Source organism: Pseudomonas sp. Ps21-P2 (assembly GCF_039672565.1).
Classification (GTDB): domain Bacteria; phylum Pseudomonadota; class Gammaproteobacteria; order Pseudomonadales; family Pseudomonadaceae; genus Aquipseudomonas.
This window is the reverse complement of record NZ_JBDFPL010000003.1, coordinates 65,625-91,900: the sequence shown is the minus strand read 5'-3', so window position 1 is coordinate 91,900 and position 26,276 is coordinate 65,625. Positions and strand designations below refer to the sequence as shown.

The 26,276-nt window shown below is 60.7% G+C and carries 26 protein-coding genes; 5 read left to right on the top strand and 21 right to left on the bottom strand.

The genetic code is table 11. The annotated features are described in order from the left end of the window. Positions 1-35: 35 nt before the first annotated feature. From ABEH28_RS08040 to ABEH28_RS07975, 14 genes are all read right to left on the bottom strand, one after another. Positions 36-2,177, bottom strand: a complete 2,142-nt coding sequence (locus ABEH28_RS08040; protein WP_346629599.1) for a 3-hydroxyacyl-CoA dehydrogenase NAD-binding domain-containing protein — start codon at positions 2,175-2,177, stop codon at positions 36-38. Between the two features lie 67 nt (positions 2,178-2,244). Then, complete coding sequence (locus ABEH28_RS08035) at positions 2,245-3,450, bottom strand: acetyl-CoA C-acetyltransferase (RefSeq protein WP_346629598.1); 1,206 nt, start codon at positions 3,448-3,450, stop codon at positions 2,245-2,247. Positions 3,451-4,254: 804 nt separating this feature from the next. After that, the gene (locus tag ABEH28_RS08030) at positions 4,255-5,109 is read right to left on the bottom strand and encodes a transglutaminase family protein (protein WP_346629597.1); all 855 of its coding nucleotides are present in this window, start codon (positions 5,107-5,109) and stop codon (positions 4,255-4,257) included. After that, positions 5,106-6,065 carry an alpha-E domain-containing protein gene (locus ABEH28_RS08025; protein ID WP_065989404.1) on the bottom strand — a complete coding sequence of 320 codons (960 nt, stop codon included), beginning with the start codon at positions 6,063-6,065 and terminating at the stop codon, positions 5,106-5,108. Before ABEH28_RS08025 ends, ABEH28_RS08030 begins: the two co-directional genes overlap by 4 nt. A 12-nt stretch (positions 6,066-6,077) precedes the next feature. Beyond that, entirely contained in the window at positions 6,078-7,487 is a 1,410-nt protein-coding gene (locus tag ABEH28_RS08020; protein ID WP_074891898.1) for a circularly permuted type 2 ATP-grasp protein, read from the bottom strand. A gap of 459 nt (positions 7,488-7,946) precedes the next feature. Beyond that, entirely contained in the window at positions 7,947-8,285 is a 339-nt protein-coding gene (locus ABEH28_RS08015) for a ribonuclease E inhibitor RraB (RefSeq protein ID WP_192175034.1), read from the bottom strand. A 249-nt stretch (positions 8,286-8,534) separates the two neighbouring features. Next, entirely contained in the window at positions 8,535-8,771 is a 237-nt protein-coding gene (locus ABEH28_RS08010) for a hypothetical protein (RefSeq protein WP_192175035.1), read from the bottom strand. Positions 8,772-8,939: 168 nt separating this feature from the next. Continuing rightward, positions 8,940-11,012: an LTA synthase family protein gene (locus ABEH28_RS08005; protein ID WP_192175036.1), complete on the bottom strand. Its 2,073-nt coding sequence runs from the start codon at positions 11,010-11,012 to the stop codon at positions 8,940-8,942. A gap of 270 nt (positions 11,013-11,282) precedes the next feature. Beyond that, positions 11,283-12,485: a type II toxin-antitoxin system HipA family toxin gene (locus ABEH28_RS08000; protein ID WP_346629926.1), complete on the bottom strand. Its 1,203-nt coding sequence runs from the start codon at positions 12,483-12,485 to the stop codon at positions 11,283-11,285. Positions 12,486-12,490: 5 nt separating this feature from the next. Beyond that, complete coding sequence (locus ABEH28_RS07995) at positions 12,491-12,742, bottom strand: helix-turn-helix domain-containing protein (protein ID WP_192175037.1); 252 nt, start codon at positions 12,740-12,742, stop codon at positions 12,491-12,493. A gap of 125 nt (positions 12,743-12,867) precedes the next feature. After that, positions 12,868-13,728: a polyamine aminopropyltransferase gene (speE, locus tag ABEH28_RS07990; protein ID WP_346629596.1), complete on the bottom strand. Its 861-nt coding sequence runs from the start codon at positions 13,726-13,728 to the stop codon at positions 12,868-12,870. 181 nt (positions 13,729-13,909) lie between these two features. Then, positions 13,910-14,101, bottom strand: coding sequence for a PLDc N-terminal domain-containing protein (locus tag ABEH28_RS07985; protein ID WP_037009073.1), 192 nt, complete (start codon positions 14,099-14,101; stop codon positions 13,910-13,912). Positions 14,102-14,210: 109 nt separating this feature from the next. Further along, positions 14,211-14,735, bottom strand: a complete 525-nt coding sequence (locus ABEH28_RS07980; RefSeq protein ID WP_346629595.1) for a hypothetical protein — start codon at positions 14,733-14,735, stop codon at positions 14,211-14,213. A gap of 67 nt (positions 14,736-14,802) precedes the next feature. Next, on the bottom strand, positions 14,803-15,339 hold the full coding sequence (locus tag ABEH28_RS07975; RefSeq protein ID WP_346629594.1) for an ankyrin repeat domain-containing protein: 537 nt from the start codon (positions 15,337-15,339) through the stop codon (positions 14,803-14,805). Between the two features lie 512 nt (positions 15,340-15,851). On the opposite strand from ABEH28_RS07975, the gene ABEH28_RS07970 reads away from it, so the two are divergent. Continuing rightward, entirely contained in the window at positions 15,852-16,130 is a 279-nt protein-coding gene (locus ABEH28_RS07970; RefSeq protein ID WP_074891912.1) for a DUF3509 domain-containing protein, read from the top strand. A gap of 157 nt (positions 16,131-16,287) precedes the next feature. On the opposite strand, the gene ABEH28_RS07965 is transcribed toward ABEH28_RS07970, so the two are convergent. From ABEH28_RS07965 to aroC, 6 genes are all read right to left on the bottom strand, one after another. Next, positions 16,288-17,004 (bottom strand): LuxR family transcriptional regulator, encoded by a 717-nt coding sequence (locus ABEH28_RS07965; protein ID WP_282373315.1) that lies wholly within the window; start codon positions 17,002-17,004, stop codon positions 16,288-16,290. Positions 17,005-17,326: 322 nt separating this feature from the next. Continuing rightward, on the bottom strand, positions 17,327-18,010 hold the full coding sequence (mtnC, locus tag ABEH28_RS07960) for an acireductone synthase (RefSeq protein ID WP_346629593.1): 684 nt from the start codon (positions 18,008-18,010) through the stop codon (positions 17,327-17,329). Between the two features lie 5 nt (positions 18,011-18,015). Continuing rightward, a complete protein-coding gene (locus tag ABEH28_RS07955) occupies positions 18,016-18,564 on the bottom strand; it encodes an acireductone dioxygenase (RefSeq protein ID WP_346629592.1) in 549 nt (182 codons plus the stop codon). A gap of 106 nt (positions 18,565-18,670) precedes the next feature. Continuing rightward, a complete protein-coding gene (locus tag ABEH28_RS07950) occupies positions 18,671-19,285 on the bottom strand; it encodes a methylthioribulose 1-phosphate dehydratase (protein WP_192175042.1) in 615 nt (204 codons plus the stop codon). Then, positions 19,282-20,436 carry an MFS transporter gene (locus ABEH28_RS07945; RefSeq protein ID WP_346628333.1) on the bottom strand — a complete coding sequence of 385 codons (1,155 nt, stop codon included), beginning with the start codon at positions 20,434-20,436 and terminating at the stop codon, positions 19,282-19,284. Before ABEH28_RS07945 ends, ABEH28_RS07950 begins: the two co-directional genes overlap by 4 nt. Before the next feature lie 31 nt (positions 20,437-20,467). After that, on the bottom strand, positions 20,468-21,559 hold the full coding sequence (aroC, locus tag ABEH28_RS07940; RefSeq protein WP_192175043.1) for a chorismate synthase: 1,092 nt from the start codon (positions 21,557-21,559) through the stop codon (positions 20,468-20,470). A gap of 127 nt (positions 21,560-21,686) precedes the next feature. Here aroC and ABEH28_RS07935 point away from each other — a divergent pair, with 127 nt between their 5' ends. Both ABEH28_RS07935 and ABEH28_RS07930 read left to right on the top strand, forming a co-directional pair. Beyond that, on the top strand, positions 21,687-22,682 hold the full coding sequence (locus tag ABEH28_RS07935) for an alpha/beta fold hydrolase (protein WP_346629591.1): 996 nt from the start codon (positions 21,687-21,689) through the stop codon (positions 22,680-22,682). 134 nt (positions 22,683-22,816) lie between these two features. Beyond that, positions 22,817-23,617, top strand: a complete 801-nt coding sequence (locus tag ABEH28_RS07930) for a hypothetical protein (RefSeq protein WP_346629590.1) — start codon at positions 22,817-22,819, stop codon at positions 23,615-23,617. 264 nt (positions 23,618-23,881) lie between these two features. Here ABEH28_RS07930 and prmB read toward each other — a convergent pair whose 3' ends face one another. Then, on the bottom strand, positions 23,882-24,790 hold the full coding sequence (prmB, locus tag ABEH28_RS07925) for a 50S ribosomal protein L3 N(5)-glutamine methyltransferase (protein ID WP_346629589.1): 909 nt from the start codon (positions 24,788-24,790) through the stop codon (positions 23,882-23,884). Between the two features lie 253 nt (positions 24,791-25,043). On the opposite strand from prmB, the gene ABEH28_RS07920 reads away from it, so the two are divergent. After that, positions 25,044-25,667, top strand: a complete 624-nt coding sequence (locus ABEH28_RS07920; protein ID WP_192175047.1) for a cysteine hydrolase family protein — start codon at positions 25,044-25,046, stop codon at positions 25,665-25,667. A 234-nt stretch (positions 25,668-25,901) separates the two neighbouring features. Next, a complete protein-coding gene (locus ABEH28_RS07915; RefSeq protein WP_192175048.1) occupies positions 25,902-26,222 on the top strand; it encodes a hypothetical protein in 321 nt (106 codons plus the stop codon). The last annotated feature ends 54 nt before the right edge of the window (positions 26,223-26,276 follow it).

Sequence of the window (26,276 nt, the reverse complement as noted above, 5' to 3'; positions counted from 1 at the left end):
CGCGGCACTACATCCGCCACAACCGGGAGCCGGCGCTAGAACAGCGTCCCCTCCTCCGCTTTCTCCAATAGCAACGCAGGCGGCTGAAAACGTTCGCCATAGCGCTCGGCCAAGGCCCGGGCGCGGGTGATAAACGGCTTCAGTCCGTATTGATTGACGAATTGCAACGCCCCGCCAGTCCAGGCCGGAAAGCCGATGCCAAGCATCGAACCCACGTTGGCGTCCGCCGTCGATCGCAGCACACCCTCCTCCATGCAACGCACGGTTTCAAGGGCCTGAATGAACAGCAGCCGGTCGCGAATATCTTGGCCGCTGATCTGTGCGTCGGGCTTCTCGAACCGGGTTTTCAACTCCGGCCACAAGTGCTTGGGTCCGCCGTCGGGGTAGTCGTAAAAACCACCGCCGGAGGTTTTCCCTGCGCGATCGAATTCATGCAACAGCTGCTCGATCACCGCGTCGGCCGGATGCCTGGGGAGCTCAACGCCCTGTTCTGCCAAGTCGTTGCGCGTCTGCTGGCGAATCTGGCTCATCAGCCGCAACGAGACTTCATCGGACACCGCCAGCGGCCCCACCGGCATCCCGGCCTTGCGCGCCTCGGTCTCTATCATCGGCGCACTGACGCCCTCGCCGAGCATGGCAATGCCTTCGTCGGCGTAGGTGGCGAACACCCGCGAGGTGAAGAAGCCGCGCGTGTCATTGACCAGAATCGCGGTCTTGCCGATCTGGCGAACGAAGTCGAAGGCCCGCGCCAGGGTCATGTCGTTGGTGCGCGCGCCCTTGATGATTTCCACCAGGCGCATCTTCTCCACCGGGCTGAAGAAATGCAGACCAATGAAGCGCTCCTGCCGGCTGATGGCGCTGGCAAGGCCTGTGATTGGCAGCGTCGAGGTATTGGACGCAATCACCGCATTGGGCACGACCACTTGCTCGGCGGCGGCGCTGACCTGCGCTTTCAGCTCGCGGTTCTCGAACACCGCCTCGATGATCAGGTCGCAGCCTTCAAGGTCGCTGTCGCGGCCTGTTGGCTTGATACGGCCCAGCACGGCATCGCGCTGAGCCTCGGTGATGCGGCCTCTGGCAAGCTGCTTGTTCAGCAGTCGCGCCGAGTAATCCTTGCCCTTCTGCGCCGCGGCCAGATTGATGTCTTTGAGGACCACGCTGACGCCCGCCACCGCCGTGACATAGGCAATGCCGCTGCCCATCAGCCCGGCCCCGAGGATGCCGACCTTGCGCATGTTGAACACCGGCGGCGCCTTGGGCCGCGCCTCTGCGGCCTTGACCCGGTTGAGCTGAAACCAGCTGCCGATCATGTTCTTCGCGACAAGTCCCGTGGCGAGCTCGGTGAAGTAACGCGCCTCGATTTTTTCTGCCGTGTGGAAATCCACCTGGGCGCCTTCCACGGCTGCGGCCAGGATCTTCTCCGGCGCCGGATAGCAGCCCCAGGTTTTGCTGCGCAACATCGACGGCGCGATGGCCAGCATCTGCGCCACTTTCGGGTGCGCAGGCGTGCCGCCGGGCAATTGAAACCCTGGTTGATCCCAGGCTTTGATCGGCGCCGGGTTGGCCAGAATCCATTCGCGCGCCTTGGCCATCAGGTCATCGGCATCGCTGGCCAGTTGATCGATCACACCTGTTTTCAAGGCGTGCTCGACGCCCATGGTCCGGCCTTCCATCAGCAACGGCAGCGCTTTCTCCAGCCCCATCATGCGTACCAGCCGCACGGTGCCGCCCCCGCCCGGAAGCAAACCGAGGGTGACTTCCGGCAAGCCCAATCTGACCTGGCCGCCATTGATTGCGATGCGATGGTGACAGGCCAGGCACAGCTCCAGGCCGCCGCCCAATGCCGAGCCTTCAATGGCAGCCACCACCGGCTTGCCACATGTTTCCAGCGCGCGAAGCTGGGCCTTGAGGTCCATGGTCATCTGGTAGAAGGCGGCGGCGCGGGTGGCGTCGACCTGACTCAGCTCGTTGAGGTCGCCGCCGGCAAAGAAGGTCTTCTTCGCCGAGCGGATGATCACACCGGCGATGGCCTCTTTGTCCGCCTGCAGGCGCTCGAGCGTCTCGGCCATGGCCTGGCGATACGCCGCGTTCATGGTATTGGCTTGCTGGCCGGGCATGTCGAGGGTCAGCGTGACGATCTGATCCGGGCCGGTTTCGTAGCGGATGGCATCGCTCATGCGGTCGTTCTTCCTGAAACGGTTATCGGGTAAAGGCGGTCGGCGTAGCTGTTATCGTGCTCCACGTTCATACCCGCTCGATGATCGTCGCGATGCCCATCCCGCCGCCGACGCACAGGGTCGCCAGGCCGTAACGCAACTGCCGGGCTTCCAGCTCGTCGAGCAGCGTGCCGAGAATGATGCAGCCCGTGGCGCCGAGTGGATGGCCGAGGGCAATCGAGCCGCCGTTGACGTTCACCTTGTCGGGGTCGACACCCATGTCCTTGATGAACTTGAGCACCACCGAGGCGAAGGCTTCGTTGACCTCGAACAGGTCGATGTCATCAATGGTCAGCCCCGCCCGCGCCAGGGCTTTGCGCGTGGCGGGCGCAGGTCCTGTGAGCATGATGGTCGGATCGGTGCTGGTCACCGCCGTGACCACGATGCGCGCCCGCGGTCGCAGTCCCAGGGCCTGACCTTTTTGCGCGGTGCCGAGCAGCATCAACGCGGCGCCATCAACGATACCGGAGCTGTTGCCCGGCGTGTGCACATGCTCGATGCGTTCGACATGGCTGTAGACGCGCAGCGCCGTGGCGTCATAGCCCATTTTGCCGATGGCCTCGAAACTCGGGCGCAGGTTGCCCAGCGCCTCCAGTGTGGTGTCGGGGCGGATGAACTCGTCATGGTCGAGCAAAAGCAGGCCGTTCCGGTCCATGACCGGCACCAGCGAACGGCGAAACGCACCCCGCTCCCGGGCCAGCGCCGCCTTGTGCTGGGATTGCACGGCGAACAGGTCCACGTCATCGCGGCTGAAGCCTTCGAGGGTGGCGATCAGATCGGCGCCGATCCCCTGAGGCGTGAAGTGGGTGTGCAGGTTGGTTTGCGGATCAAGTACCCAGGCGCCGCCGTCGCTGCCCATCGGCACTCGCGACATCGACTCGACGCCGCCGACCACCACCAGATCCTCGAACCCGGAACGGAGCTTCATCGCTCCCAGATTCACCGCTTCTAGCCCCGATGCGCAGAACCGGTTGATCTGAACCCCGGCCACGCTGACGGCCCAATCGGCGACCAGCGCTGCGGTTTTGGCGATGTCGGCCCCCTGATCGCCGATGGGCGTGACGCAGCCCAGCACAATGTCATCGACGTGGTGGGTGTCGAGGTGATTGCGCACTTGCAGTTCTTTCAACAGCCCTGCCACCAGATCCACCGGTTTGACGCTGTACAACGCGCCATCCGGCTTGCCCCTGCCCCGCGGCGTGCGCAAGGCATCGTAAATAAACGCTTCGGTCATGCTGTCCTCGCTAAACCGATGATCTGTCTTTTTATATGTCCGGCCGATAGTCGAACTGTCATGGGAGCACTGTCTATCACAAGCGATATCACAGAGCGCGCTCTTTCGCCGGATCGATTGACAGGGTAGCTGGTTGTGAGAAGTTTCGGACTCGGACGAACGGTAGCGGGCTATTGAAAGCAGGCAGTTTTGGTCGCAGGTGTCTAGCAGGCGAATATCTGAGCGATGGCTATTCGCCAATCCTAACGAAGTTATAAGAATTGGACTGGATAATCCTCAATGATCTAAACCGCACAGCACGCGGGCTCTAAGGTTAAGTCAGTAGCAGTGGCGCCATAACAAAATCGATTCACCCAGCGCCCGCCGTCCACGATCTGGTGATCGGGGCACCTGCTCTTTTGCCTCACCTTTGCCAACCCCCGTCTTGGTCTCGGCCAAAGCCCATGGGTTTCTGTCGCTCAGGAATAACAAGAAAAGGCATTTACCATGTTCAAGTTCAAGTTCAAGCGCTCGAAAATACGTCAGGCCGGACTTATCGTTTTCGCCACTACGCTGCTGCTGATCTTGCCGAACATGACTCGGTTGTTTGGCTGAGCAGCCCGCGCTCGGCACGTGCAGCATCCTGAGACGGCGTCACCTGATTCCCTGTCTCATACAAGGTGAGCGGCGGTCGTATGGGTATCAGGTCGTTGTGTTGCGGAGTGTCGGCTTTTTCTGTGGCGGGGGAGTGGCTGCCTGGCGCACTGAATAGCGCGCAAGGGGTGGGAAGGCGGCCGAGCTGAACGCCCGACCGCTAGGGACTGATCAACCCTGGCGTTGCACCTGAATCATCGGCGCCGGGACGGGCTTTTTCCTCGCAGCGGCCGGAACAGCAATCGGCGATGAGGGCGACACGACCACCTTGGCGTGCATCTGCTCGCAACCACCGCCACGGCGCATGCCGCGCACCGGGCAGGCGTCCAGATAATCCAGGCCGACCGCCAGCTTCAGATGCCGTTCCGGGATCGCCAACTGATTGGTCACATCAAAGCTGTACCAGGCGTCGTCAATCCACGCTTCTGCCCACGCATGACTGGACAGATGTTCGCTGCTGTCACTGTAGAGATAACCCGACACATAGCGCGCCGGCACCCCGAGACTGCGGGCGCAGGCCAGAAATGCGTGGGTGTGATCCTGACAGACGCCAACACGGCTGGCGAACGCTTGGGCGGCGCTGGTATCGACGGCTGTGGAGCCTGGCGTGTAGGTGATGTGCTCGTTGAGCGCGTGCATCATGTCGATCAGCGCGGTGCGGTCGGTGCGCTTGTGGGTCTGCGCGATGGCAAAGGCGCGAATCGCTTCGTCAGCCTCGGTCAGGCGGGTGAAGCGCAGAAACGGCAGGGACGACTGAGTCTCGTGTTCCGCCTCGCGCTTCTCGTCGATCTCGACCTGGCCGCGCGCACCGATGACGATGGCTTCGTGGGGTTCGTCCAGGGTCAGCACGTGGAGAATATTGCCGAACGGATCGATCTGCGCACGCACCGGGCGCGGCAATGCCAGCTGCCAGCTCAACACCTGTTGGCGCTCGCTGTCGTGGGGGGTCAGACGCAAATACTGGATGCTGGCGCGGACCTGATCGTCGTAGTGATAGGTGGTCTCGTGGCTAATTGAGAGTCTCATGCAGCCTCCAGGTAAGAAGTGTGAATGACGCTACCCAGTTGGGCCAGAAGTGGAATGAATTCGTTCAACCACTCATGCAGGCCTTCATCGAGGATCTCGTCGATGCCGGTGTAGCGCAGGCGAGCGTCCAGCTCGGCGGCCAGACGCTGGGCGGGACGGCCATTGGCCCCCGGCAGACTGGCGAGAATGATGTCCAGCTCCTCCAGGCACGCACGCAATGAGCGCGGAATATCCGCACGCAACAGCAGCAATTCGGCGACCTGACGGGCACCCGGTGCATCGCGATAAACCTCCGTGTACGCCTCGAATGACGACAACGCGCGCAACAGCGCACTCCATTGATAGTAGCCAGCGGCGGAACTGTCTGCCGCCGCGTTGGCGGACGGGCCGCGCAATTCGAGCATTTCATAGCGCGCATCGAGCATGCGCAGGGTGTTGTCGGCGCGCTCGATGAACGTCCCCAGACGAATAAAACGGAACGCGTCGTTGCGCATGATGGTGCCGTAGGTGGCGCCGCGGAACAGGTGCGAACGTTCCTTCACCCACTCACAGAACCGGCTCATGCCGTAGCGGCTCAAACCCTGCTCGGCGATGCCGCGAATTTCCAGGTACGTGGCGTTGATGTTTTCCCACATGTCGGCAGTAATGCGCCCACGCACCGCATGGGCACTGGCCCGCGCCGCACCCAGGCAACTGAAAATGCTGGCCGGGTTCTCGGCGTCCAGCGCGAAAAAGTGCAGCAAGCGCTCGGCGTGCAGGTCGCCGTGGCGCTCCAGGTAATCGTCCAGGGTTCCGGTGATCAGCAGGGGCATGGCGATTTCATTGAGGCCATCCCCGCGTCCGTCCTGGGGCATAAGCGACAGCGAATAACTGACGTCGAGCATCCGCGCGAGGTTCTCGGCGCGCTCCAGGTACCGCGACATCCAGTATAAATCCGAAGCAGTTCTACTTAGCATTGGCAGGCATCCTTAATCCTCGACCACCCAGGTGTCCTTGGTTCCGCCACCCTGCGACGAGTTCACCACCAGCGAGCCTTCGCGCAAGGCAACACGCGTGAGACCACCGGGCACTACACGGGTTTCGCGGCCAGCCAGGACGAACGGGCGGAGGTCGATGTGGCGCGGGGCGATGCCGTTCTCGACGAAGGTCGGACAGGTCGACAGGCACAGGGTCGGTTGCGCGATATACGCGTGGGGTTTGGCTTTGAGCCGCGCCCGGAACGACTCGATTTCGGCGGCGGTGGCAGCGGGGCCCACGAGCATGCCGTAACCGCCGGAGCCCTGGGTTTCCTTGACCACCAGATCGCCCAGATTGGCGAGCACGTGGGACAGCTCTTCGGGCTTGCGGCACTGCCAGGTCGGCACGTTCTTGAGGATCGGCTCTTCGTCGAGGTAAAAACGGATCATGTCGGTGACGAAGGGGTAGACCGACTTGTCGTCCGCCACGCCGGTGCCGATGGCATTGGCCAGCACCACATTGCCCGACCGGTACGCCGCCAGAAGGCCCGGCACGCCGAGCATTGAATCCGGATTGAACGCCAGCGGATCGAGAAACGCGTCGTCGAGCCGGCGGTAAATCACGTCGACCGCTTTCGGGCCGTCGGTGGTGCGCATGAACACGCGGTCATCGCGCACGAACAGGTCAGCGCCTTCCACCAGTTCAACGCCCATTTCCCGGGCCAGAAACGCGTGCTCGAAAAACGCGCTGTTGAAGCGCCCGGGGGTCAGCACGACGACGCTGGGGTTATCCAGCGGGCTAGAGCTCTTCAGGGTGTCCAGCAACAGATTCGGGTAGTGATCGATCGGCGCGATGCGTTGCGCGGCGAACAGCTCGGGGAACAGCCGCATCATCATCTTGCGGTCTTCGAGCATATAGCTCACGCCGCTTGGCGTGCGCAGGTTGTCTTCGAGCACGTAATACGTGCCGTCGCCGTCACGCACCAGATCGACGCCGGAGATGTGCGAATACAGGTCGCGATGCAGATTCAGGCCCTGCATCGCCAACTGGTATTGCTCGTTGGCAAGGACCTGTTCGGCAGGAATGATCCCGGCCTTGATGATGCGCTGATCGTGATAGAGGTCAGCGAGAAACATGTTCAGCGCCTTGACGCGCTGAATGCAGCCGCGCTCCACCACCCGCCATTCGCTGGCCGGAATGCTCCGCGGAATGGTGTCGAAGGGGATCAGCCGCTCGGTGCCCTGCTCGTCGCCGTACAGCGTGAATGTGATCCCGGCGCGATGAAACAATAAATCGGCCTCACGCCGACGCTGAGCGAGCAACTCAGGCGGCGCTTCACCCAACCAGCGGGCGAATTCCCGATAATGCGGACGAACTATGCCGCCCGCATCGTACATCTCGTCATAAAAGGTGCGGATCATGCCGTACTCCTTGTCACCATGGACACCAGAGCCTTCGCAAGGCCCGTGCCATCGGCATAAACGCTTTAATATCAATGGGTTGAATTAAACAGCCGGAGCGTCCGCACCATTCCTGTGCACGATGCGCCCTAACCCGTTCACCAACGCTTCATGGCGAAGCGTCGTTCACTCTGAAAATCTATCGCTGGCATAGCGACAGTTCATTTCCGTCCGGTTCAGGGGCTGAGCATAATCGCCCCATATCGCAGACCAACCCGCCGGATCACACAAGGCGATTGGCTCAAAACCTTATTGGCAACGCCACTCGATATTCCCTTTCCGCCGCTCCCAAGAGAGCGGCTTTTTTTTGCCCGTGATTCAGCTCGGTGCATCTCCCGCTCCACACTTGGTCGTGGAGGCGGGAGACAATTTTCAACGATCGGCGCCTCGCTTCGGCGCATGGCTGTTGATCAAATCAGCTCAATGAAGGCGCTTGAGCTCCTGTTTGACGCCCCAGCCCTCAACCTCCCCGTCCAGACCGAAAATCGCCGTCTGGAAATCCTGCTCGAAGTCGCCTATCCCATCGTAGGTTGCGTACATCAACTTGCTCAGTTCCAGGTGCCAGGCACCGTCTTCCAGTGCATTGAGCTGGACATTCACTGACTCGCCACGAAATTTTTCCGCAGCCTGACGCGCCCGGTCCTCATCCGGAAAGGTGGCATAGAACTCGATGGGGTGAATGCGTGCGAAGTCGAAACCGCCTTCTTTCATGCAGCGCAGAACATGGCTGCTGATGTCTTCTTGATAGGCTGTGCTCATGAAACGTCCTCCTATGCAACGATAGATAGAGTTTCAACTATCCCGAAACACCCTTCGATGGCGAGGCGTGTAGCGGCAGGTCATCTGCCGCCCGGGACTCAAGCATGTCGCTGACAAGGCCGGTGCGTTTTACAAAACGGGCATACGTACGCGAGCGGACTCGGGTAGATGCATCACCGACCTCGATCGCAGAGTACGCCCATTGCCAGTGCGTTGCCAATTGGCAGGATGGCGGGAAATGCAGGCTTCTTACGAAGCCTCGATGATGGAGATGATCTGTACCGCGTTCTGCTCTTTGAGTGTCTTCACGGTGGGCTCGGCAGTGCGACCGTCGAGGTCGTTCAGATCAAGATCACTGGCGACCGGAAACAGGATCGGACGGAGTTGCTGCGCAGCCTCTTCTTCACTGGGACGGTGATCGGATTCAAGATCGAGGGTTTGCTGCACACCGTCTTTATCCAGAAACGAAATAGTCCACACTTTCATCAATGTCTCCTCAGTAAAGGCCTGACAACGGCCTGATGATCTTGACCCTTGCAGCGCAACGACGTTCAACCCGAATCGTCAGCGCACAGCTGACGTTGGCAGCCTGAAGCCAAGGATTCGCAGGCAAAAAAAACGCCCCGGTCTCGGGGCGTTTTCATCAGGCTGCGGTCATTGTGGCTTTGCGTCTTTGACCCCTGCCGTGTTGTCCAGCAGGCTCTTGGTCGCGGTCTGCAGGAAGCTGTCGAGCTTCTTGCGCAACTCGGCGACGTCCGGCGCATTCGGCATCAGCTCGGCATGGGGCTTGGTGCCCAACTCGTAGCTGTAGACCTTCGGCTCCATTTCCTTGGGTTCGATCAGTATCCGGTTGCCGGTGACCAGCGCCACGGTCTGCTCGCTGCCCGATGGCTTGATCACGCCAAAACCCTCGTCTCCCGCCGGCAGATTGAGCAAGTCGCGGCCCCAGCACTGGTGCACGGTGTCGCCACCCAGGCGGCCCATGATGGTCGGCACGATGTCGATCTGCGTACCGACGATGCTGCTGCGCTTGCCGAACTTGTCCTGCAGGCCCGGGGCGATCATCAGCATCGGCACGTTGAAGCGGCCCAGGTCCATCTCGGTGATCTGCTCGTTGTTGCCGAAGCCGTGGTCACCGACGACCACAAACAGCGTGTCTTTGTAGTACGGCTCTTTCTTGGCCTTCTCGAAGAACTGCCCCAGCGCCCAGTCCGAATAACGCATGGCGGTGAGGTGTTCATCCAGCGTGCCATGCCCGGTGACGCGCTCGACCGGCAGATTGGCCGGCAGTGCGTACGGCGTGTGGTTGGACAGGGTTTGCAGCAAGGCATAGAACGGCTTGCCTTTGGCCTCGCGGGCTTTCAGCTCCTCGGCGCCACGGTCGAACATGTCCTGATCGGACACGCCCCAGGTCGGGTCCGAGAACACCGGGTTGACGAAGTCGTTGCGGCCAATGAAGTTGGTCATGCCCTGGTTGCTGAAGAAGCCTGACTGGTTGTCCCAGGCGAAGTCACCGTTGTAGACGTAAACGTCGTCGTACTTGCGCGCGCTGAGCAGCTGCGGCAGACCGGACAGCTTGTGGCTGCCTTCCGGTGTCTGCATCAGGTATTCAAAGCCCGGCAGGTTCGGGAAGCACGCCATAGTGGCGAACATGCCCTGATGGGTGTGCGTACCGTTGGAGAAGAAGCGATCAAACAGCAGACCTTCCTGGGACAGTTTGTCGAAGTAAGGCGTGATGTTCGATTCGTCACCCAGCGCACCCACCGAGTGGCCGGCGAAGCTTTCCATCAGGATCACGACGACATTCTTGATCGGCAGCGTGTTGGCCGGCGGCGGTGTGAAATCACGACGGACAGCGGCTTTCTCAGGATCGATCAGCTTGTCGTTGGCGGTCAGCAGCATGTCGCGGACGGTCTGCTGGGCTTCAGCCACAGGCAGAGTCGCTTTCCAGATGTTGTCGCGGTCCTCGGACATGCGGCTCTTCGCCGCCGCGATCAGCGTCAGCGTGCCGTTCAGGCCAAGGGTGTTGGCGAAGTTGGAGTCCGTGGTGTAGGCATCGCCCCAACGCAGCGGGGGGCCCTGGCGCAAGGTGCCGCGAGCGGCGATGACGGCCACCACCAGACACAGCAGGAAGACCACGGCGCGTTTGTACAACGGCGCGACCACACGGTTGTCGGCGCTGGCGACGTTGAACCCGCCACGGGGCCGGGTCACGCGATCGACGCCTTTGAAGACCAGGCTCAGCAACCAGGTCACCAGTGCCCACGCCAACAGATAACGAACCACCGGGTAGCCGTACCAGATCATACTCAGAACGGTTTTCGGGTCTTCTTTGACGTACTGGAAAACTAGGCCGTTCAGGCGCTGGTGGAATTCACGGTAGAAGTCCATCTCCATCAGGCCGAAGAACGCGGTCAGGCTCGCAACCAGCGTCAGCCAGAAGCGAAACACCCCACGGGCCGCCATCAGGCGCGCGCTGAACAGGGACAGCAGAAGGGGAATCAGGATGTACACGACCAGACGCAGATCGAATCGCAGGCCATTGCCGAACGCCTCGACAAACGTCGAAGCTGGCGTCGCGCCGATGCCTTCGCGGTTATAGACCAGCAGCGCAACGCGCAAAAGGGTGTACAGGACCATCAGCACCAGGCCGCTCAGGAGCGTATAGGCCAGGTGCGATTTGACGGTAGGTTGCGGCGCGCGCGCCGGGGCGTCCGTTTTGGCCATGTGTTGTGGGATCCGTTGGATTCAGGTTTAGGTTCAAAAAGCGGTGCGCCCGACCACATCGAAATGCCGGTCCGGGCTGCGGGGGCCAAATATTACGTGAACCCTCGCGGTTTACCACCGATCCCGCGCATTCTTCATGACGGATCGGCTCAAACATTTATCTCAATCAGTGGGCAGCCTTGGAACGGCGCGAATCTTCCCGAAGAAACGGTGAAAATTCCGTTCATTAACGACGCCTCTCATATTTTCTTACAAAGCCTTGAATAGCGCTCACACCTTGAACGTCTGGGCATACCGCTCGACGGCGTCTTCGATGGCGTCGAAAACAGGGGGTGCGTGGGCGTTGAGCGAGGCGTTTTCCTGCAGCGACGCCTGCACCGCTGCGATCAGCCGTTCGATGCGCACGTTCGGTTTGCGGATGTCGCAGGTCGACGCGAGGGTCAGAATGCCGAGCCTCGAGCCGAACAGGCTCTTCGAGCCATCCAGGCGCAGGGCGAGCGCGTCGTCCTTTATGTACGCGGTGGTGTTGACGATGTCGTAGGCGGGCGCCAATTGAGCGTCCGCCCCCAGCGGGTCGCGATACAGCACCCCGAAGTTCTTCAAATGGGCATCGCCGTTGCCGACCATGCAACTGAGCGCGACGATGTCGAAGAACCGATCCAGCGAATCACGCACGTGCTCAGGCGCGCAGAACAAGCGAATGGCCTTGGCGATGTTTTCGTAGCTGGAGTCGTATTTCTGCTCCGTGCCCAGGCCCATCAGCACGGCCATGTCCTCGAAGCCGATGGCACGCTGGTCAGCGTCCCGATCAAAGCGACGCATGACGAACAGCTGACGGTTATCCGACAGATAAAATTCAGGTACCGGCATGCGGGCTCTGCGCGCCGCGTCCATGCACACGTATTCGTTGACGGCCAGCCCGGGGAAGTCCGCCCTCCCCGACTTGACGATCAATTCGGGCATCAACAGTGTGGCTTTAGGGTCCGTAACGAAGTCCGCATCGGGCACGATGACTTTGGGCTGAACGCCTGAAATCCCGGTGCGCAAAATGTACTGATCGACCAGTTCGGCAAACAGATCCTGCGTCCCGTCCCAACTGAGTATCTGCCCCAGGCTTTTGCCTGCAACGGGGCCCGCCCCACCCAATAAGTCATCGATCATTGGAGACGCCACTGCAATGCGGCCGACGGGCGAACTGCTACCGGTCAATGCCATGAGCAGCATGGGGTTGATGGGCGTGGTTTTGGCGAGGCGATTGCGCAACTGTTCCAGCACGAAGCCTTCGGGCAGGTTCATCTGGAAGACGGGATGCAGGCTGCGCGAGACGTAAGCCGCATCGCGAACGCCCATGGTCAGGCTGATCTGCGACGCCGGGCTGGCGTCCAGGCCATAGCGAAACAGGTAGTCGCCGGACTCAGACGCCGACAGCTCACCGCTCTCACCCTCCGGGGTAAAAATGCGTACACGATCCAGCGGTTTCACTGGAACACCTCGCGCAGCTCTTCAAACGTCGGGCGTCGGGCGGAAACGACTTTTATCTCGGCATTTAACGCGGCCAGCACCTTGGCGTAGAAATTCACCGCCACAGTCGGGCTGCCTTTTTCGACTTCGGCGAGCTTTTGCCGTGTCATGCCCGACTGGTAGGCCAGCTGCACCTGAGTAAGGCCGCGGGATTTGCGCATCTCTTCGATCTGACTGCCCAAACGCTCGAGCAATAACGTCGCGTCCATTTGTCACGCCTGCATAACATTAAACGATCAATGGAATGTATACGTGACATGACTGGCGAGCAAGGAGAAGTTACGCAAACCTGACATCGCGTGGCAGATGTCAGGTTTACGTAACATAACAACTGTCAGGCGTTGCTTGGCTTGCTGATCGCCTGAAGCACGTACTGCGGCAATGCGAAGGCGCCGATGTGAACCTCAGGGTTGTAGTAACGGGTGACGATGCCGCTGCCGGCGAATCGCTGACGCAGGGTATCCAGCGAAACTTTGCGGTGCTCGGAATCCGTCGAGCCCCAGGCAAACGTCATCGCGCCACCAATATAGGTGGGCACCGCTGCCTGATAGAAATGCCAGTCGGCGAACAGGCCATTCATGCGCCCTGCCGTGGTCTGCACTTCGCTCAGCTGCATGAACGGCGTGCCGTTCTGCGTGACCAGAATCCCGCCTTCGTTGAGGCAGCGATGGCAGGCCTGATAGAAGTTTTCCGAAAACAGCACTTCGCCCGGCCCGATCGGGTCCGTCGAATCGGAAATGATGACGTCAAATTTTTCCTGAGTGGTGGCAACGAAGCGCATGCCGTCGTCGATGACCAGGTTCAGACGCGCATCATCGAAAGCGCCTTTGGAGTGGTTCGGTAGGTATTCCTTGCACATCTCGACCACAGTGCCGTCGATCTCGACCATGGTGATGTGCTCGACCGTCGCGTGCTTGGCGACTTCGCGCAGCATGCCGCCATCGCCACCGCCGATGATCAGCACACGTTTGGCGCGGCCGTGGGCCAGGATCGGCACGTGGGTGAGCATCTCGTGATAGATGAACTCGTCGGCTTCGGTCGTCTGAATCACGCCGTCCAGCGCCATGACCCGGCCCATGCGCGGGTTCTGAAAGATCACCAGATGCTGATGCTCGGTGCGCACTTCATGCAGCATCTTTTCCATGCGAAAGCGCTGGCCATAGCCTTCGTACAACGTTTCTTGATAATCGCTCATGGATGGAGTCCCCGATAACTACTGATGACAGGACGGCAGGCCGCCCACAAGAAGGCGCGCATTCTACGTCGCAGAGCATGACAGGTCGAATGTCGTGGTGGCGCGGGTGATCTGGCAAAACAAAAACGCCCGACTGGCCAGGCCAGTCGGGCGTCATGTGTTCTGAAGCCTTGCTGCGATACTAGATGCGCACGTTGCCACGCGGGCCAGCGATTGCCCAGATGATCAGGCCCAGTACCGGCAGGATGACGATCAGCAAAATCCAGAGAATTTTCTTCCCGGTTTCCGCGCCGCTTTTCAGCACGTTGATGATGGCCCAGATATCCAGCGCCAGAATGATCAGGCCAATCAGACCGTTGAAGGTAGAACCCATGGTGTTGCTCCTAATTGAAGGCTTGCTCACTTGAGAGTGGCGGGCTGCAATGAGGGTTCCGTTGGTCGGCAGGGATATTTCTCGGCGCAGCAAAACGCGGTGCCGGAGATCAAACCTGCGCCTTGAGCGCCTCCAGCGCGGGCTCTATCAATATGCCGAGCTCGACGCCGAGTGCCATGACCCGCTCAACGTCAGCGCCGTAGACCAGCACCGTTTGCAACACGTGGTCCAGCGGCTCGCTGATGTCCATCAGCACATACCCGCCCATGTCCTTGTTCATGCTGGAAAGCTGAATCTGAATACGGTTAAGCGCGGCCAGGGGTTCAGCTTTAGTCAGCTGTTTGGGCTTGATGTTGAACGCCACGTTGGGGCCGAACGACGCCATGATCTCGGTGAGCAGATCAGGATAGGTATCAGCCTGAAGCAAGACGGTATCAGGCAGGCTGCCGATGACGACCCACTCGCCCAGCGGGATCGGGAAGGTGTCGTCGAAATTGATGTCGGGGTTGGCGGTCAGAAATGCGTCGGGATCGGCGTAAGCCTGGGCGGCTTCGTCGGCGATTTTTTCGATTTCTTCATCGCTCATGCAGCCGGAGCTGATCTTGCTGATGAATTCGATGAGTGAAGCTTTCATGGCAGATCGTCCGGGGGCTGGAAAACAGGCGCGCAGGATAGCTGGAAATGCTGCGCGCCTCTATCGCTTACGCCCCCAGACGTGTGAGCTGTTCGGCGGTCTCGGTCGCCCCCATGGTCTGCGCGGCCATCAGCGGGGTGACGCCCTTGGCATCCTGGATGTGAGGGTTGGCACCCTTGGAGATCAGGTAGTCGACGATCGCGGTACGGTTGAACATCGCCGCCATCATCAATGCGGTACGGCCGTCGGCTGATGCGCCTTCGACGTCTGCGCCGCCTTCCACAAGGATCTTCACGGTTTCCAGATCGCCCTTGAACGCAGCGCCGGCGATCGGGCTCTGGCCATTGTCGTTGCGCAGTTCCGGGTCAGCCTTGTGCTTGAGCAGCACCCGCACTGCGTCTTGATGACCGTGGTAGCTGGCCAGCATCAACAGCGTGTCGCCTTTATGGTTGCGAAGATTGGGGGTCAAGCCGTTTTCCAGCAGCCGGTCGAGCATCGGGGCGTCACCAGCACGAGCCCGGTCGAACACCTGCTCGGCAAATTCCAGTGCCTCTTCGTCTGTCATGCGCGTGGCAGAACCGGGCGTGGCGGGGGCTTCTGACATTTTTTAACTCCAGTAGCGCAAGGCATTGCGCGGGACAAAATCAAAGGATGCGGCGATTCACGGGCCAGGCAATCTATGAGCCGTGGATAAAGCCTGTAGTTCCACTGATGACGCCATCACTCATGGCGCACCGTGGATAGCGCCGCCGCAGATGACACCAACGATGCCAGCTTCATCAACCGGCGCCAAACGATCAGTTTCAATGAGCCCGATAGCGCGAACTGGGGGCCCGGCGAGAAAATTTCGCAACAAAACGAAATAAATCCCGGATACCGCTGTCTGAGTTATGTCCGCAAAGCGCGACTCCCGCCTCGCAGCCCCCCTTCACCACCCCCCACTCCGGTAAATTGCAGGATGCACGAGAGGCATTCATGCAAATTGCACGAAGCAGAATTTTTGTAAAACCTGTAAACCATTGATTTTATTGAAGTTTATTTAACGTCAAAAGCTGGCACAGTCACTGCACTAGTCATTCCAAGCTTGTTATCCCATGAGCAATGGAGCCTCTAGACATGACTTTCATCCAAGAAAAATTCGCATCCGTATTTTCCGATTTCGAAGTCACCACCCAGCCGCGTCCGGACGGTGGCGTTCTGTTGACTCTGCGCAACGAAGAAGGCACCAACATCCGCCGCTGCGTGTCTTACGCTCAACTGCACACTCCAGTGCAACTGGAATGGGTGATCAGCGCGATTCGTCGCGACCTGGCCGCACAAGCCAGCGAGCTGCCCGCTATCTCGATGTTGCAGAGCCAGCACCGTTTTGATCTGCCTACTTATCACACCCGATAAGTACGAAGCCGGCACCTGGCGTTCCGGTAGCAGCACGTTTCACTCTCATCGAAGCATCCCTTGTAGATTCTCGCGATAGTCGATGCTATCGCGGTTTTTTTTTGGGCTTTTTTTCGCTGAGGGCGACGTTAGACGCTGGCGCGCATTGGGCCTCCGTCTACTGGATGATCCCCCGACACAATGCCTCGCCCACGGCCTGAGCGCGGTTGGTGACCCCGAGCTTGGCGTAGATGCTCTTGAAGTGATGCTTCACGGTCGCCTCCGAAACTTCTTTTATCAGCCCGATCTCCCACGCCGTCTTGCCTTCTCGCGCCCATTTGAGGATCTCCAGTTCTTTCGGAGACAGCGCCCGCGTCTGCAGTTGTCGGCCCTTCCCCGCCACGTGAAGCATCGGCACCAGACTGGTGAGCAGGTAGCGATCGTTGTGGCTCAGCGGTCGCTCCATGCCGTTGAGCGTGCAGATGGTGACGACGCCCTGATTGGCGCGCGTCTGGCTGCTGTAGCCATAGGAAAACGCCGGAAGCAGGTCGCAATCCTCCACCGCAGCCATGTAGGCCGCAGACGGCGGGTAGGTCTTGAAGGCCTCTTCCCAATTCAGAAAACCCATGGTGTGGCGGTAGCAACGGATAACCGGGTCTTCGATCATCAGGCGTCCCTGGCAATAAAGATCCTTCCAGTAGCTGTCGACGTTCGACGTGATGCAACTGAGCAGCACGCCGTTGCGATACTGATAAAGCATGGCCCGTTCGCTGCGGCATTCAGCCCGTAGCCAGTCAAGTGCGTTGGCAATGGCCGCATCGCCGTCCTGTTCAGTGATGCTGGTGACCATTTGTTGTATCAACGGACTCAGCGTCCCTGTCTGTGCGTTTTTCATGTTCCCCTCCCGTTTAAAACCATCAAATTCGCAGCCCTGATGCCCCTTGGATTTTTTATGCATGGCAGCTGAAAACGGCGTCAGGTGCTGTCGTCAACACGACCGCACGAGGCGCATTCAAAAGCTGTCAGGGTGCGACAGGCGAAGGGTTACACAGTCGAGGAGGGTTAAACACAGCGTCGAAAACAAACAGGCATGCCTGACCGTGAAACAAGCAACTTCCCACAAACGAACAAAAACCAACTTACATTTTTCCGCATTTGGATACAAAAACGGCCAATGTCAGAGACATCGGCCGTCGGTTTTCAGCACACCAGATTCATCAGAAAGCGCTGGGCTCTATCGCCGTAAAACTGCTCACGTTGATGTGCCCGTTCAGTTCTCCGCCATCGCGCACCAGTGCGCAGGTGGCCATGCCGGCCTGTTGCGCGGCATCGAGCTCTTCGACGATGTCGGACAGGAACAGAATCGCTTCCGCCGGCTGGCCGATGCTTGACGCAATTGATCGATAGGACGCCTCGGCACGTTTGGGCCCGGAGGTGGTGTCGAAGTAGCCGCTGAACAGCCCGGACAGATCGCCTGCCTCGGAGCAGCCGAAGATCAACTTCTGCGCCTGGATCGAGCCCGAGGAGTAGACGTACAACGCGTACCCTGCCTGATGCCAGCGTTTCAGCGCCTCGACGGCATCCGGGTAAACGTGTCCCTTGAGCTGCCCGGCCTGGTAACCCTGCTGCCAGACCATGCCCTGCAATGCCTTGAGCGGCGTGGCTTTACGGTCTTCGGCGATCCATTGCAACAGGATCTCGATGACCCGATCGACACTCGCGTCAGGTTCAGCACTGTCGTTGCGCACGGCCTGCAACTGCGCGGCCACGTCGGGTTCGCTGGCATGCTGCCGAACGAACCCGGGCAGATGCTGCTTGGCGTACGGAAAGAGCACGTCGAAGACGAAGCTCACCGCGCTGGTGGTGCCTTCGATGTCAGTCAGGATCGCTTTGATGGTCATGTTGGTCAGTCTTCCAAAAGGCGCGGGAACTGGCTGGCGATGCTTTCGCCGGTGAACTTGGCCACCCAGCCTTCCGGGTTGTTGAACAGGCGAATGGCAACGAAATGCGGATGCTCGCCCATGTCGAACCAGTGACGGGTGCCGGCCGGAACCGAGATCAGGTCGTTTTTCTCGCACAGCACGGCGTAGACGAAGTCGTCGATGTGCAGGGTAAACAGCCCGCGGCCGGCGACGAAGAACCGCACTTCGTCTTCGCCATGTTGATGCTCCTCGAGGAACTTGGCGCGCAGTTCGGCCTTCTGCGGGTGGTCACTGTTGAGGCTGATCACATCGACGGTCACGTAACCCCGCTCGGTCATCAGCCTGTCGATCTGGGTGCGGTAGGCCGCGATGACCTCCTCCTGGCTGGCGCCGGGGGTAATCGGCGTTGCCGCCTGCCAGCGGTCAAACGCCACGCCGTGCTCGGCCAGGGTCGAAGCAATGTCTTCCAGGTGGGTCAGGACCTTGTTGGGCAGTTCGGGGGATGACACGTGGTAAACGGACAGACTGCTCATTGCGGGGCTTCCTCGGTTCGGTCCGCGTCTGTCGGCTCTGGGGCCGATCCGACGCGTTTGATTCAGGCAGTGGGGACGCTGCGCGCAACCATCAACGCTGCAGCGATCAGCGGTTGAGCACGGACAGGGTCTTGAGCTCGCATTCGAACAGGAATTCGAAGGCTTCGATCTGGCGCAAGGCATCGTTCATCTTCGCGCCCCAGGTGTACAAACCATGACCGCGAATCAGGTAACCGGCGCAGTCAGGGTGCTGATCCAGCCAGGGCTGAACCTTGTCCGCGAGCCGGGCAATGTCCTGATCGTTGTCGAAAATAGGCACCACCACTTTTGATTCATGGGTGGAAACGCCGCTGAAGGCTTTTTGCAGCTCGTAGTCCTCGAACACCAGGTGGTCGCCGGCAGTGAGCCGGGACAGCACGGTGGCGTTGACCGAGTGAGTGTGGAGCACGGCGCCTACCGCTGGCTTGCAGCTATAAAGCTGTGTGTGCAGCAGGGTTTCGGCCGACGGCTTTTTGCCCGGTTCCAGGCTGTTGCCGGCCAGGTCGGTGGCCAGCACGTCGTCGATGCCCAACTGGCCCTTGTGCTTGCCGGAGACGGTCAGCAGCGCTTCGGTCGGCGACAGGCGCACGGAATAATTGCTGCTGGTGGCGGGCGACCAGCCCCGGGCGTACAGAAACTGCCCCGCTTCGATGATTTCCCGAGCCAGTGCTTCGCGACTCATACGCGCTCCTCTTTCATACATGTGGCGGTCAGGACAGCAGCGGCCACGGCCGCCAGACTCGCAATGGCAAAGGTCCAGCTGGCGCCCAGCGCGTTCCAGCTGTAACCGGAATACAAAGCGCCCATCGCCCCGCCGGTGCCGGAAAGGGCGGCGTACAACGCTTGACCCTGACCTTGCTGGCGTGGGCCAAAACTGCGTTGCACGTAATGCACGGCCGACGCATGAAAGCTGCCGAAGGTGGCTGCGTGCATCAGTTGGGCGACGATCAGAATCGCCAGATGATCGGCCAGATTACCCAGCAAAAGCCAGCGCAATGCGGCGATCACGAAGCTGGTGATCAGCACCTGACGGACACTGAAGCGCTGCAGCACACGGCTCATCGCCATGAACATCAACACTTCAGCGATCACCCCCAGCGCCCACAGCAGGCCAATCATCCCGCGGCTGTAGCCGAGGTGTTCCAGATGCAGCGTTAGAAAGGTGTTATACGGCCCGTGGCTCAGTTGTATCAATGCGACGCTGACATAAAACGCCAGCACACCCGGCCTGATCAGCTGCCTGAGAAAGCCCTCGCCCGCGACCCGCACGCCCGAGACCACCGGCTGCGCGTTTGGCACCCACCAACTGCTGGCGATAATGCCGAGCAGGATCAATAGCAGCAGTTGCGGGTAGTAATCCAGGCTGAACCACTCCAGCATCCGGCCCAACACGACCACCGAAAGAATGAAGCCGATGGATCCCCACAGCCGGATCTGGCTGTAGCGGGAAGTCTGGCCCTGCAAATGCGTCAGCGTGATGACTTCGAATTGCGGCAGCACCGCGTGCCAGAAAAACGCATAGAGGGCCATGACCATCGCCAGCCAGGCGTAGGACGTGTCGACGAGAATCAGGCTGAAACAGGCCAGTCCGCAAATGGCGCCGAAGCGCACGATGGTCAGGCGTCGGCCGGTGTAATCGCCGAGCCAGCCCCAGACGTTGGGCGCAACACAGCGCATCAGCATCGGGATCGCGACCAACTCGCCGATGCGCGCGGCGGAAAATCCCAGGTGGCTGAAATACAGCGCCATGTAGGGCGCCGTGGCCCCAAGCAGGGCGAAATAGAAGAGGTAGAAGCTGGCGAGCCGCCAGTAAGGGAGCGCCGCCACGCTCAGATGACCGCGGCGGCAACGCGCGGCTCAGGCATTACAGCTGACCCAGAATCGGCGTGGTGACGCGCACGTCAGCGTTTTGCCCGCGGTGGCGCAGCAGATGGTCAACCAGGACTATGGCCATCATCGCTTCGGCAATGGGCGTGGCGCGGATGCCGACGCAAGGGTCGTGGCGGCCTTTGGTGATGACCTCGACGGAGTTGCCATCGACGTCGATCGAGTGCCCCGGCGTGGTGATGCTGGAGGTCGCTTTCAGGGCCAGATGCGCAACGATCGGCTGGCCGGACGAAATCCCGCCGAGGATGCCGCCGGCGTTGTTCGACAGAAAACCTTCGGGGCTCATTTCGTCACGATGCTCGGTGCCGCGCTGGGCCACGCAGGCAAAGCCGGCGCCGATCTCGACGCCCTTGACCGCGTTGATGCTCATCAACGCATGGGCCAGTTCGGCATCGAGACGGTCGAAGATCGGCTCGCCCAGCCCCGGCATCACGCCGTCGGCCACGACCGTGATCTTCGCGCCCACCGAGTCTTGATCGCGACGCAGCTGGTCCATGTAGGCTTCCAGCTCCGGCACCTTGCTCGGGTCAGGGCTGAAGAAGGCGTTGTCTTCCACCGAATCCCAGGTCTTGAACGGGATTTCGATCGGGCCGAGCTGGCTCATGTAGCCGCGAACGGTAATGCCCTGGGTGGCGAGAAACTTCTTGGCGATGGCCCCGGCGGCGACGCGCATGGCCGTTTCCCGCGCAGAGCTGCGACCGCCGCCACGGTAGTCGCGGATGCCGTATTTATGGTGGTAGGTGTAATCGGCGTGGGCGGGGCGGAACAGGTCCTTGATCGCCGAGTAGTCCTTGGACTTCTGATCGGTGTTGCGAATCAGCAGGCCGATGGACGCGCCGGTGGTCTTGCCTTCGAAGACGCCGGACAGGATCTCGACCTCGTCGGGCTCCTGACGCTGGGTGGTGTGGCGGCTGGTCCCCGGCTTGCGGCGGTCGAGGTCACGCTGCAGGTCTTCCAGCGACAGCTCGATGCCCGGCGGGCAGCCGTCAACGATGGCAACCAGTGCCGGACCGTGGCTTTCGCCGGCAGTGGTGACAGTGAACAGCTTGCCGTAGGTATTGCCGGACATGCGGGAGGCTCCGAGGACGTTCAAAAACTCAAGCGCGCCAGTATACGCAGGCTTATGGCGCAGTTCATCCTCGAACCTTATTCATTTGCCCGCGTCCAATTGACACTTTATTGATGACGGTCCTGCAATGCTAAGCGCCTTACCCCTGATTCGCGGCTTCTGGCCGCTGCGAGCGATCATCTTGAGCCTGACCCTGCTGTCATCCATCGCCCACGCCGGAACGCCCGTCGTGCTGCAGCGCCCCATCAGCCTGGACACCGGCACCGGCGAGCTGTTCGGCACGCTGCTGCTGCCCAAATCGGCGAAACCGGTGCCCGTGGTGTTGATCATCGCCGGCTCAGGGCCGACCGACCGTGATGGCAACAACTCCGACGGCGGACGCAACGACAGCATGAAGCGTCTCGCCCTGATCCTCGCCAAGCACAACATTGCCAGCGTGCGTTACGACAAGCGCGGCGTCGCGGCCAGTCGCCCTGCCACCCCGGACGAGCGCGATCTGAGCATCGAGAAGTACGTCGACGACGCGGTCGCCTGGGCCGCCAAACTCAAGACCGACTCGCGCCTGGGCCCTCTGGTTCTGATGGGCCACAGTGAAGGCGCACTGGTCGCCACCCTGGCGGCAGAACGTGCGGGCGCCGTCGCGTTGATCTCGGTAGCCGGCACCGGTCGCCCGGTGGATCAAGTGGTCCGCGAGCAACTGCAGGATCGCCTCCCTCCTCCGCTGCTGGCGCGCAGCGAGCAACTGATCGAAGAGATCAAGGCCGGCAAGACTGACAACGACGTGCCCGAACCCCTTCAGGTGGTGTTCCGCCCAAGCGTGCAGCCTTATCTGATTTCGTTGTTCCGGCAGAACCCGACGGCAGCGTTCGGGCAACTGAAAATCCCGACACTGATCATTCAGGGCCGCAACGACATGCAAGTGGGCGTGGGCGACGCCGAGCTGCTGCACAAGGCCAAACCCGACTCGCAACTGGCGATCATCGACGGCATGAACCACGTGCTGCGCATCGTGCCGATGGACATCAAGCGGCAGTTGGCGTCCTACAAGGATCCGCAGTTGCCGTTGGCCAGCGAAGTGACCGACCGCATCCTGAAATTTCTCGACTCGGTACCGGCCGCCTGAGGCCGGTGCTCTTCTCGTTGACGCGGAAGTCGACGCACGATCCCTTTAGCTTCGTCAGAAACGGCCGATAGCTGTCTGCTGGCATCGTGTGCCGGTGCCATGTGCCGGGCAATGTCGATAACAGGATCGCCGTGATGACAGAAGCAACCATGCAAACCGACGCGGTCGAGCCGACCGAAGCCAAAGAAGGCGAAGTCGCCGCGCCTGTCTTGTGGGAAGAAGTACACGCGGAGCACTTCTCGATGCTGCGTCTGGCGCCCCTGCCGACCGACCGCGCGACCGGCGCCCGCCCGCTGCGCTTCGTTGAATTCGGCAAGGCCGAGCGCCACAACAAGGAATTCAGCCTGCTGCGCATGACCTATCAGTTGCCGGGGCAGAAGACCCGCAAAGAACAGAATTGTCTGGATATCTGGGTGGATCATGCCAATCGCAGCGTTCGCGTGGGCCCGGCGTCCGGCTTGCAGATCGATCCGTGGAACCGGGGGCTGGGCCGTTTCATGCTGGCCCAGGGCATCGCCTGGGCGCAGAAACGATGCGCCGAGTACAAGATTGAAGGCGTCGCACTGGCGAATAAGGATGCGCTCAACGAGGACACGCGCCTGCGTCGCGATCACTTCCTCAAGACCCAGGGTTTCGAAGTCGTCTACGCCGATGCGCAGCACCTGAAAGGCGCCATCAAGGACGCCAAGGTCGGCAACCTCAATAACACCTGGAACGCCGACAAAATCCAGATCGTGCAGATCCTCGACGCCGCGCAGATGTTGCAACAGGCCGAACAGAGGATTCAGGAACAGGACGTCACGATCAAGAAGTCCGAAGACAAGGTCAGCAAATACCGCCGGGACGACGCCGGCTTGCGCTTCACCATCGCCTGCCTGGTCACCTTCGCCGTGTTTCAGGCCGGCCTGCTGATCTGGATTGCGACCCATCGGTGACCCGGCGTTAACAGGGCAAAGGCCGGTGTGTTCGAAATCAGATTTAGGGTGTAACGACCGACGCCTTCCCGGCTGAAGCCGGTCCCACTGTTTGACCGCGTATCCATAGTGGGACCGGCTTTAGCCGGGAAGAGGCCGGTGTGTTCGCCATCAGATTTGCGGTGTGACGTCCGACGCCTTCCCGGCTGAAGCCGGTCCCACTGTTTGACCGCGTATCCATAGCAGGACCGGCTGTAGCCGGGAAGAGGCCCGCCGATTATCTGATTAGATCCGCGCTGCAAAGACGTCTTGATGATTGCGGCACTGCTCTGCCGTCAGCATGAACACGCCGTGGCCGCCGCGTTCGAATTCCAGCCAGGCGAAGTCCACTTCCGGGTACAGCGCTTCGACGTGAACCTGGCTGTTGCCGACTTCCACGATCAACAAGCCCTTCTCGTTCAGATGGTTTGCGGCCCGGGCCAGCATGCGCCGCACCAGATTCAAGCCGTCGTCACCGCAGGCCAGCGCCAGCTCGGGTTCGTGCTGGTATTCGTCAGGCATGTCGGCGAAATCTTCGGCATCGACGTACGGCGGGTTGGACACGATCAGGTCAAAACGCTGGCCCGGCAGGCCGTCGAAACCATCGCCCTGCACGGTATACACGCGCTGGTCCACGCCATGGCGCTCGATGTTCTGATTCGCCACTTCCAGCGCCTCGAACGACAGGTCGGACAACACCACCTCAGCGTCGGGGAACACGTCGGCGCAGGCGATGCCAATGCAGCCGGAGCCGGTGCACAGGTCGAGAATGCGGGCCGGATCGCTGGCCAGCCAGGGTGCAAACCGCTGCTCGATCAGTTCACCGATGGGCGAGCGCGGAATCAGCACGCGCTCGTCGACGATGAATGACATCCCGCAGAACCACGCTTCACCCAGCAGATACGCCGTGGGCACACGCTCTTCGATGCGTCGCTTGATCAGGTGTTGCACCGCCACCAGCTCTTCGTCTTCAAGGTTGCAGTCCAGGTAACTGTCGGCAATTTCCCACGGCAGGTGCAGGGCGCCGAGGACCAACTGGCGGGCTTCGTCCCACGCGTTGTCGGTGCCATGGCCGAAAAACAGGTCTTCCCCGTGGAAACGGCTGACAGCCCAACGGATATGATCGCGCAGGGTGCGCAGGCGGGAAGTGATCACGGCAGACTCCTTGAAAAAACGACGGGCGATTCTATCAGCCATCCACGCAACAAACGATCCCGCACCGGGTGCAGCGGCCTCGCGCAAAACTTTCCACAGTCTTTACCTCGTTTTGCAGGCACTATGACAGCAACCGCGACCTGCTCGACGGCTTGAAGCCCGGCAAAAAAGCGAGGTCTGTGAGCATGGCGATTCACAGAATCGCTCTGCCAGTGGACAATGTGGCAAAAGCCCCACTCGAAGGAGCCCCCCGATGTCTGTTTCAAACACTGGTCCCAAGACCATGTTCCAACTCAGTGGCCGTGAATACGCAGCGGCCACATTAAGTAATGCCACCCTGATCATCATCGATGCGCAGAAGGAATACCTCAGCGGCCCTCTCGCCCTGACCGGCGTTCAGGACGCCATCAACAACATCGTCAAACTGGTCGCTGCCGCCCGTGCAGCAAAGTCGCCGATCATTCACGTGCGTCATCTGGGCACCGTGGGCGGAATGTTCGATCCCCAGGGCGAGCGCGGGCAATTCGTGCCTGAACTGCAGCCGCAGGGTGACGAAATCATCATCGAAAAACGCCTGCCGAACGCGCTGAACGGGACCGTCTCCACCGACGACCGCACCACGCTGCACAGCTTGCTGGAGAGCCGTGGCCGGCTGGACCTGGTGGTGTGCGGTTTCATGAGCCACTCCAGCGTCAGCACTACCGTGCGCGCGGCCAAGGACTACGGGTTTCGCTGCACGCTGGTGGAGGACGCCTGCGCCACCCGCGATCTGCCGACCCCGAGCGGCGTCATCAAGGCCGAGCTGGTGCAGCAGGCGGAGATGGCAATCATGAACGACAACTTCGCCAAACTGGCGCTGACCAAAGACCTGATCTGAATCCTCCCTCGACAGGAGCTGTTGCAACGAGCTGACTGCGCATTCCCCTCGCGCGGATCATTTTCCGGCAGTTCCTGAAGAAAAGGCGTACAAATGCAGTCGTCAGGCGGGGTTAACCCTGTTCACCTGACCGCCTATCCGTAATCGATTCGTAATGCCCCTGAAACCTGGCCAGGCGGGAACCACCCCCACGCTGTGCGGGTCAGAGCGCCGATACCCATAGAGGAAATCGGAATGAAAATATCCGATGGTTTTGATGCCCGTCGCCTGCGCCCCAAGGGCCAGGGCAGCTGGCGGATGCGCATTATTGCAGCGATGTCGGCCGTTCTGGCCACCGCTGGCGTGCTGCTGGCAATGGCCGGTGTTGCCAGCCTGATCGGCAACCCCGTCGCACTGGGCGAACTTAATGCCAGTCCGGCGGGCGCTGCGGTCACAGTCATCGTCGGTTTGTTGATGCTGTATGTCGGCATCTGGTTCTGGCGCCGCAGTCGCCGTCGCCGCCGTCGTGCCGGCGAACTGAACATGTCTCCCCACCTGATGAAGAAGCACGACTGACCTTCGCGTCATCCGCTGCCGTTTAATCATCGAAAGCCCTGATCATCGATAGTC